The sequence below is a fragment of the Achromobacter semiaridum genome (assembly GCF_053543755.1).
This window is the reverse complement of record NZ_JBLVOL010000007.1, coordinates 48,027-55,121: the sequence shown is the minus strand read 5'-3', so window position 1 is coordinate 55,121 and position 7,095 is coordinate 48,027. Positions and strand designations below refer to the sequence as shown.

Below are 7,095 nucleotides of genomic sequence, written 5' to 3'. Positions count from 1 at the left end.
TTACTTCAGGATCTTGGCGACGACGCCGGCGCCGACGGTACGACCGCCTTCACGGATAGCGAAACGCAGGCCTTCTTCCATGGCGATGGGAGCCAACAGCTTGACCGTCATGGCCACGTTGTCGCCCGGCAGAACCATTTCCTTGTCGGCCGGCAGCTCGATCGTGCCCGTCACGTCCGTCGTGCGGAAGTAGAACTGGGGACGATAGCCCTGGAAGAACGGAGTGTGACGGCCGCCTTCTTCCTTGGACAGGATGTACACCTCGGACGTGAAGTCCGTGTGCGGGGTGATCGAGCCCGGCTTGGCCAACACTTGGCCGCGCTGGACGTCTTCACGCTTGGTGCCGCGCAGCAAAATGCCCACGTTGTCGCCGGCTTGACCTTGGTCCAGCAGCTTGCGGAACATTTCAACGCCCGTGCAAGTCGTCTTGACCGTCGGCACCAGGCCCACGATTTCGATTTCTTCGCCGACCTTGACGATGCCGCGTTCGATACGGCCCGTCACCACCGTGCCACGACCCGAGATCGAGAACACGTCTTCAACCGGCATCAGGAACGTGCCGTCCACGGCGCGCTCAGGCGTCGGGATGTACGAATCCAGTGCAGCGGCCAAAGCCATGATGGCTTGCTCGCCCAGCTCGCCCTTGTCGCCTTCCAGCGCCAGCTTGGCCGAACCCTTGACGATCGGGGTGTCATCACCCGGGAAGTCGTACTTGGACAGCAGTTCGCGAACTTCCATTTCCACCAGCTCGAGCAGCTCGGCGTCGTCAACCATGTCAGCCTTGTTCAGGAAGACGATGATGTACGGCACGCCAACCTGGCGGCTCAGCAGAATGTGTTCGCGCGTTTGCGGCATCGGGCCGTCAGCGGCCGACACAACCAGAATCGCGCCGTCCATTTGCGCCGCGCCCGTGATCATGTTCTTCACATAGTCAGCGTGGCCCGGGCAGTCAACGTGAGCGTAGTGACGCGCTTCGGTTTCGTACTCGACGTGGGCGGTGTTGATCGTGATGCCGCGAGCCTTTTCTTCAGGAGTCGCATCGATCTGGTCGTAGCCCTTGGCTTCGCCACCGAACTTGTTCGACAGAACGGTCGTGATAGCTGCCGTCAACGTCGTTTTGCCGTGGTCAACGTGACCAATCGTACCCACGTTCACGTGCGGCTTGGTACGTTCAAACTTGCCTTTTGCCATGGCTGACTCCTGACCTGGATTGCGCTTCAGACTGAAGAAAAGAACTTGGAAATTTGTGGTGCCCATGGCGCGGATCGAACGCGCGACCTCTCCCTTACCAAGGGAGTGCTCTACCACTGAGCCACATGGGCATTTAAAAATCTTGGAGCGGGTGAAGGGAATCGAACCCTCGTCGTAAGCTTGGAAGGCTTCTGCTCTACCATTGAGCTACACCCGCGGCATACCCATTCACCATCTCTTTATCCCAAACCCTCAAAATCAAGGCCCGGGGAACCTTACAACCTTCTTTGCGAAGGCCGCCCAGTTCCCTAGGCCTAATTTTAAAAATCCAGGCAGACATCGCCTGGATTTATAGAGTTGGGTCTCTGGTGGAGGAGATTGGATTCGAACCAATGTAGGCGCAAGGCCAACAGATTTACAGTCTGCCCCCTTTAACCACTCGGGCACCCCTCCAGCGGAGAACTTGAGATTATGAACACTTTCGAATCCGGTGTCAAACGCTTCGGATGAAAATATTCAAAACATTTGTTCAACCACTCGCGTTTCCGCGCAGAGGGGCCGAAGTTTACAGGTTTCCGCGAATTGCTGCTTGCAAAAGTTGCGAATAGGCGTCGGCGGTGAAATTTACGGGGTTGGTCCCCCCCGAGGGATCTTCGCTGGCCATGCGCCCTACCCGCTCGACCTGCCCCTCATCGATGCCGATCTCAGCCAGCGTGTGGGGGATGCCCACCGCCTGGCGCAGCCGCAGCACCCAGTCCAGCACCGCGCCCGGGCCATCGCCGGGCAGATCCAGGTAACGGGCAAGCGCCTCCAATCTTGGCGCGACGGCATGCTGGTTGGCTTTCAGCACATAAGGCATCAGGATCGCGTTGAGCATGCCGTGATGGGCGTCGTATAGCGCGCCCAAGGGATGCGCCAGTGCGTGCATGGCGCCCAGGCCGCGTTGGAATGCCGTGGCGCCCATCGTCGAGGCCACCAACATTTGCTGGCGCGCCTGCAAGTCGGCGCCGTCGGCCACGGCCTGCGGCAGGTATTCCTTGATGATGCGCATGCCTTCAACCGCAATGCCCGCCGCCATGGGATGAAAGAACGGCGAACAATACGCCTCAAGGCTGTGCGACAGCGCGTCCATACCGGTGGCGGCCGTGATTCTGGCAGGCAGGCCGACGGTGAGTTCGGCGTCCAGGATCACGACGGCGGGCAACATGCGCGCGTGAAAGATGATGCGCTTGACCTGCGCGGCCTCGTCGGTGATGACCGATGCACGGCCCACCTCCGAACCCGTGCCGGCCGTGGTCGGCACTGCCACCACCGGCGCCATGCCCGCCACGTTCACGCGCTGATAGTTATCGCCGATGTCTTCGAAGTCCCACAACGGGCGGTCTTGCCCCACCATCAGCGCAATCGCCTTGGCGGCGTCCAAGGCCGACCCGCCCCCGAATGCAATAACGCCGTCGTGCCCGCCCTGGTGATAGGCAATAACCCCGTCGTCCACGTTGCGCCCCGTGGGGTTGCCCTTGATCTCGTGAAATACCTCGCAGTCCAGCTTCGCCTGGCGGCAGGTTTGCACGGCGTCGGACACCATGGGCAACGGCGCCAGGCCCGGATCGGTGACAAGCAACGGTCGGCGCATGCCCAGTTCGCGGCACCATTCGGGAAGCTCTTTGACGCGACCCGGCCCGACTTTCATCGCGGTCGGGTAATTCCAGTTGACGCTGGGCACAGTCATGGTTTCATTCCTGATTACGGTCGTGTCAAAGCGCTGTCTCAGACGCTGCGCAGATGAAAGGATTTGGCTTGGGTAAGCTGCTCGTAGCCGACAACGGACAGCGATACCCCCCGCCCCGAGTGCTTCACGCCGGTCCAGGCCAGGGCCGGGTCCAGATAGTCGCAACGGTTCATGAAGAACGTCCCCGCCTGCACCTGCCGGCCAAGCGATAACGCCGCGTCTTCGTCCTGCGTGTAGACCGCGGCCGTGAGTCCGTAGGGGCTGCCATTCATCAGGGCGACCGCCTCGTCATCACCATCGACCGGCATGACGCCCACGACGGGGCCAAAACACTCGTCGCTCATCACGCGCATGCGATGATTTACTCGCGTAAGAATGGCGGGCGCTACATAACACGAGCTTTCGCTTGCATTTGTAAAATGTGAGGGATCAATCGCGTTCTGCGCGCCCGCCGATATCGCTTCTGCGATGACCTCGCGAATTTCCGCCGCCGCGCGCGTGCGAACCACCGGCCCCAATGTCGTGTCGGCATGCAACGGATTACCCAGTACATAGTCTTGAGTCAGCGCAACGGCGCGCTCGACAAATTCGTCGTACCGCGACCGCGCCACGTAGATGCGCTGGATGCCGCAGCACGATTGCCCCGAGTTGAAGAACGCTCCATCCACCAGGGATTCCACCGCCTGATCCAGCTTGGCGTCCTCGCGCACGTAGGCGGGGTCGTTGCCGCCCAGCTCAAGTCCCACGCCGATAAACCGTCCGGCCGCGCTTTCCTCGATACTGCGCCCCCCACGCACTGAACCCGTGAACGACACATAGCCGATCTCGGGCGCGCGGACCAGTCGCTGCACGGTGTCATGGTTGGCATGGAGATACTGGAACACACCAGTGGGTGCGCCGGCGTCGCGAAACGCGCGTTCGATCAATTCGGCGCACAGCGGCGTCTGGTCCGAGTGCTTGAGAATGACGGTGTTGCCCGCCATCAGCGCCGGCACGATGCTGTTCACGGCGGTCAGCAGCGGGTAGTTCCACGGAGCAATCGTCAGTGCCACGCCGATCGGCTCGCGGCTGATAAAACGGGTGAAGCCCGCCAGGTCGGGCACGGTGATCGGCGCCAGCGCTTCATCGGCAATCGCAATCATATGGCGTGCCCGCGATTCGAAGCCTGCCACTTCACCGGGCGTGTACTTCAAGGGCCGGCCCATCTGTATGGTGATTGCCCGCGCAATTTCTTCACGTGCCGCGACAAAGCTGTCGACCGCCGCCGACACGATGCGCCCCCGCTCTGCGATGCTTAGCGCGTGCCACGCGCGCTGCGCCCTTCGGGCCTGTTCAAGCGCACGCCCGATCTGCGCGTCGCTGGCGTAGGCGCGGCGCACAATCTCGCGCCCGTCGATGGGACTGATGGTGATGAGTTCCTGGGTCATGGTCGCCCTATGCAAGCGTTGGCCTTGCGATCAGATATCAGATGATCTCGAAATAACGCGCCAGCTCCCAGTCGGTGACGTGGCGCCGGAACTGCCGTTCTTCCCATTCGCGCGTTGCCGCGTAATGCTCGACGAACGCATCCCCGAACAGATGGCGCGCTGCGGCCGACCCGCGCAGGCGCTGCGCGGCCTCCCACAACGTGGTTGGCAGGTGCAGATGCGCGGGAAATTGTTGCGTATAGGCGTTGCCCTGCACCATGGGTTCCGGGGTCAAGCCTTGTTCGATGCCGTGCAGGCCGGACGCCAGCGCCGCCGACAAAGCCAGATAAGGATTGGCGTCCGCCGAGCCGATGCGCACTTCCACCCGCTGCGATTTGTCGCTGCCGGGAATAAGCCGCAGCGCGGTGGTGCGATTTTCCATGCCCCACGTCGCGTCCAGCGGCGCCCAATAGCCCGGCACCAGTCGGGAATAGCTGTTGATATTCTGCGCGTACAGCACCATGAATTCCGGCAGGTACCGTTGCACGCCCGCCATGAACGCAACTTGGGTCGCGCTCATTCCATGCGGCCGCGACTTGTCATAGAACGCAGACTGCCCGCTTTTCTTGTCGCGCAAAGACAGATGGATGTGGCCGCTTTGGCCCGGATGCTCGTGCGACCACTTGGCCATGAACGTGGCCATCAAGCCGTTCTGCTGCGCCAGGGCCTTGGCGAAGGTCTTGAACAGAAATGCCTTGTCGCCAGCCAGCGCAGCCTGGTCCACCGCCAATGCCGCCTCCAGCACGCCCGGCCCCGTCTCAGTGTGCAGGCCCTCGATCGGCATGTCCATGCATTCACACAGGTCCAGCAGCTTGCGGTAGAAGTCCCCTTCGACCGTGCTGCGCAGCACGGAATAGCCGAAGTTGCCCGGCGTCCAGTTTTCCATGTTGCGATAGTGCTTGGCACGCACCGAGTGCGGCGTTTCGCGGAACATGAAGAATTCATATTCCAGCGCGGCGTAGACATCGAACCCCATGTCCGCCGCACGGTCCAGCGTGCGGTGCAGCAAGCGACGCGGACAGATGGCGGCGGCGTCGCCCTCGAACTCCGCCAGGAACAACAACATGTCTTCGCCGTTCGGGCCTTGCTCAAGCGGCAGGCGGCGCGCGGTTTGCGGCACGATACGCAGTTGCGCGTCGGGATAGGCGGTGTGCCAGCCCGTGTACTGCGTGTTGTCGTAGAGCTGGTCGTCCAGGTCCCAGCCCAGCACCACGTCGCAGAACGCCAAACCGGACCGCAGCGCGCCAAGAAACTTGTCACGCCGCAGGTACTTGCCCAGCATGACGCCATCGACGTCGGACAAGCCCACCTTGATGTGCGAAAGCGCGCTGGCCTGCACCAGCCGCTCCGCGTCTTCCACCGATGCTACCCCTAGCGAATGCATGCTTGTTCACCTTGTGACTGAAGCCTTGCGTGGGACTGCGGGCAAACGCCGCGGCCCCCGCTTGCGGGACAAGGGAAACCTACCGGCGTGCTCTCAGGGTTTTTCCGAGTCTAGACACCTTGCCGCGAATTTGCAGCCCTGTGCGTGCAGTATTTTCCCTAGGTTGCAGGGCCGGTAGCGGCCGCGCCATGGCCTCAGTCCAGTGACACGCCGGCCGTTTTCACCATGTCGGCCCAGTACACGGTGTCTTCCTGCAAGCGCGTCTTGAAGGCGTCAGGCTGGCTGCCCACCGGCCAACTGCCGCCGCTGTTGATCTTGGCGATCACGTTGGGTGACTTCATCGCCTGCGCCACGGCCTGGGCCAGGTACGCCACGCGCTCGGGCGGCGTGCCCGCCGGTGCGAAAAGGCCATACCAGTCGTCTGCCGTAATGCCGTCCAGGCCACTTTGCTTGAGGGTCGGCGCCCCCTTGAAAATACCGATGCTGTTCTCGTGGCTCAGGGCCAGGATGCGCAGCTTGCCGGCGGCCACCATCGGTTCAGCGGACGCGGGCGATGTGATCAGCATGTCGACCGTGCCGCCCATGAGATCCGTGATGGCCGGGGCGGCCCCACGATATGGCACGTGCACCAGGTTCACGCCGGCCTTCTTGGACACCAGCGCGCCCATCAAATGGCTCATGGTGCCGTTGCCGGGGGTCGCGTACGTGATGATGCCCGGTTGCTTGCGCGCGGCGTCCAGGTAGTCGGAAAGTGTCTTGTACGGGCTTTCGGTGCGAGCCACCAAGACCAGCGGCGCGGACGTAATCTGCGAGATCGGCGTGAAGTCCTTGACCGGATCAAAGCCGACGTTCTTGTACAGGCGCGGGTTGACCGCCATGACGCTGGTTTGCGACATCACCAGCGTGTAGCCGTCGGGCTTGGCACGGGACACCTGCGCAGTCCCCACGTTGCCGCCAGCGCCCGAGCGATTTTCAACCACCACGCTCTGGCCCGTGATGGCACCCAGCTCTTGCGCGATCAGCCGGGCGACATTGTCGTTGCCGCCCCCGGGCGGAAACGGCGACACGACCGTAATGGCCTGCTTGGGATAGTCAGCCGGCGCCTTCAGCGTCTGCGCCTGGACCTGGACTTGCAATGCGCCGGCCAGCAGCAAACTGGCGGCAGTCAATGCGGCCCAGCCGCGTGCGTGTGGTACGTGTTGTTTGTGTTCTGCATGTTGTGCCTGGTGCTTCATCTGGATTTCCCCTTGTGTCGGCGGCCGGATACTCGGCCGTCCCCTGCATGTCGGTTCGCCATGAACCGTCCGCACCCCGGCGGCAAGCGC

General features: G+C 62.4%; 5 protein-coding genes and 3 tRNA genes. All 8 read right to left on the bottom strand.

Going from position 1 to position 7,095, the window contains the following annotated elements; all coding sequences use genetic code 11:
* Positions 1 to 1,191: an elongation factor Tu gene (tuf, locus tag ACNPP0_RS02040; protein ID WP_006221899.1), complete on the bottom strand. Its 1,191-nt coding sequence runs from the start codon at positions 1,189 to 1,191 to the stop codon at positions 1 to 3.
* 56 nt (positions 1,192 to 1,247) lie between these two features.
* Positions 1,248 to 1,322 (bottom strand) — tRNA-Thr (locus ACNPP0_RS02035).
* A gap of 12 nt (positions 1,323 to 1,334) precedes the next feature.
* A tRNA-Gly gene (locus ACNPP0_RS02030) sits at positions 1,335 to 1,408 on the bottom strand.
* A 149-nt stretch (positions 1,409 to 1,557) separates the two neighbouring features.
* A tRNA-Tyr gene (locus tag ACNPP0_RS02025) sits at positions 1,558 to 1,644 on the bottom strand.
* 112 nt (positions 1,645 to 1,756) lie between these two features.
* Complete coding sequence (locus ACNPP0_RS02020; RefSeq protein WP_448704873.1) at positions 1,757 to 2,920, bottom strand: iron-containing alcohol dehydrogenase; 1,164 nt, start codon at positions 2,918 to 2,920, stop codon at positions 1,757 to 1,759.
* A gap of 38 nt (positions 2,921 to 2,958) precedes the next feature.
* Positions 2,959 to 4,347 (bottom strand): aldehyde dehydrogenase family protein, encoded by a 1,389-nt coding sequence (locus ACNPP0_RS02015; RefSeq protein WP_448704872.1) that lies wholly within the window; start codon positions 4,345 to 4,347, stop codon positions 2,959 to 2,961.
* Positions 4,348 to 4,384: 37 nt separating this feature from the next.
* Positions 4,385 to 5,770, bottom strand: coding sequence for a glutamine synthetase family protein (locus ACNPP0_RS02010; protein WP_448704871.1), 1,386 nt, complete (start codon positions 5,768 to 5,770; stop codon positions 4,385 to 4,387).
* 194 nt (positions 5,771 to 5,964) lie between these two features.
* Positions 5,965 to 7,005, bottom strand: coding sequence for a Bug family tripartite tricarboxylate transporter substrate binding protein (locus tag ACNPP0_RS02005; protein WP_442880277.1), 1,041 nt, complete (start codon positions 7,003 to 7,005; stop codon positions 5,965 to 5,967).
* Positions 7,006 to 7,095 lie beyond the last annotated feature (90 nt).

Coding starts and splice junctions, on each gene's coding strand:
- ACNPP0_RS02010 (WP_448704871.1), bottom strand. CDS start 5,770: ATGCATTCGCTAGGGGTAGCATCGGTGGAAGACGCGGAGCGGCTGGTG.
- ACNPP0_RS02005 (WP_442880277.1), bottom strand. CDS start 7,005: ATGAAGCACCAGGCACAACATGCAGAACACAAACAACACGTACCACAC.
- ACNPP0_RS02020 (WP_448704873.1), bottom strand. CDS start 2,920: ATGACTGTGCCCAGCGTCAACTGGAATTACCCGACCGCGATGAAAGTC.
- ACNPP0_RS02015 (WP_448704872.1), bottom strand. CDS start 4,347: ATGACCCAGGAACTCATCACCATCAGTCCCATCGACGGGCGCGAGATT.
- tuf (WP_006221899.1), bottom strand. CDS start 1,191: ATGGCAAAAGGCAAGTTTGAACGTACCAAGCCGCACGTGAACGTGGGT.